Below are 1,248 nucleotides of genomic sequence, written 5' to 3' on the forward strand. Positions count from 1 at the left end.
ACCAAAACGGTCGTGTGCCCAGAAAATGATGTCAGGGCCGCCGCCTGTTGCTGCGTGTTGTTGGAATTTAGCTTCCAGTGAGTCTGGGTACTGAACGTTAATTTTTACACCAGTATCTTCTTCGAATTGTTTACCAATTTCAGCAAGACCGGCATAACTTTTATCGCCATTGATCCAGATTGTGATTTCACCTTCTTCCATAGCAAAAGCCGGTGCATTGAAAAGAGCAGCAAGGGTACAAATAGACAGTGTTTTCAATAGAGGTTTCATAGTTTCATTCCATATTCAGAAGGTTATCCATAACGATAATCACTTCTATCAGTTCTTATTATCTGCTGAAAATAATATCGACTAATTTAGCCTTTGAGAAATAGGTAAACGCACCTTTGATATAGTAAAAAGCTATAGCAATGCCGATACAGTGCTGTTTTACAGGCGATCGCCATAGTTTTGTGAAGTGGCGCGTATGGAGAAATGTGAAGGCGGGCTCAAACTATTTTTGGGTGATGAAAGCCATCCAAAACTAAGCGCTAGGTTGCTTAGGTTAAGATGTGAAATGTTGGAGAGAATCGATGGCTTTGGGCAATAAAAAAGGCAAGGAGAACCTTGCCTTTGGTGTGTTGCATTTAACGTATGATTACAGTTTTACAGCAAATGATTCATACGGTGCCAGTTCAAGCTTGGCTGACAACTCAGTGACCGTTTGATAGTTATTGATCAGACAATCAAGCGTCTGAGTTTGGTATTGTTCAGGCATATCCAGTGTCAGGTTGTCGTTTGAGAAGTTACAAACTACAAACAGCATTTCACCATCCAACTCACGTACGTAGGCGAAAACCTTGTCGTGTTCTTCAAAAACAGGGATGAATGAACCGTAGACAATCGCTGGGTGAGCTTTTCGTAACTCTATCAATGTCTTGTAGTGATAAAATATGGAACTTGGATCAGCCAACGCACTTTCGACGTTGATCTCTGGGTAGTTTGGATTCAGCTCAATCCAAGGTGTTCCGTCAGAGAAGCCTGCATTTGGTTGGTTGTTCCAATGCATGGGTGTTCTAGCGTTGTCACGGCTGTTCTCGTGAATGGCGTCCATCATGTGTTCATGAGTGACACCCGATTCCGTTTTTACTTTATAGAAATTGTGCGTTTCAATATCTTTATATTGGTCTAGATTGTCAAAAGCGACATTGGTCATGCCAATCTCTTCACCTTGATAGATGTAAGGTGTGCCTTTCAAGAAGTGCAAAC

Annotated in this window: 2 protein-coding genes; both read right to left on the reverse strand. The window is 41.7% G+C overall.

Annotation, left to right across the window (positions count from 1 at the left end; genetic code table 11):
- Positions 1–270, reverse strand: a 270-nt coding sequence (locus AB4653_RS22825; RefSeq protein ID WP_372105394.1) for an extracellular solute-binding protein, incomplete at its 3' end; no start/stop codon positions are given.
- Positions 271–637: 367 nt separating this feature from the next.
- The coding region (locus AB4653_RS22830) for an alpha-glucosidase C-terminal domain-containing protein (protein ID WP_372105395.1) at positions 638–1,248 on the reverse strand (611 nt) is incomplete at its 5' end.

The organism is Vibrio sp. 10N.222.48.A3 (genome assembly GCF_041475345.1).
In the GTDB taxonomy this organism is placed as follows: Bacteria; Pseudomonadota; Gammaproteobacteria; order Enterobacterales; family Vibrionaceae; genus Vibrio; species Vibrio tasmaniensis_A.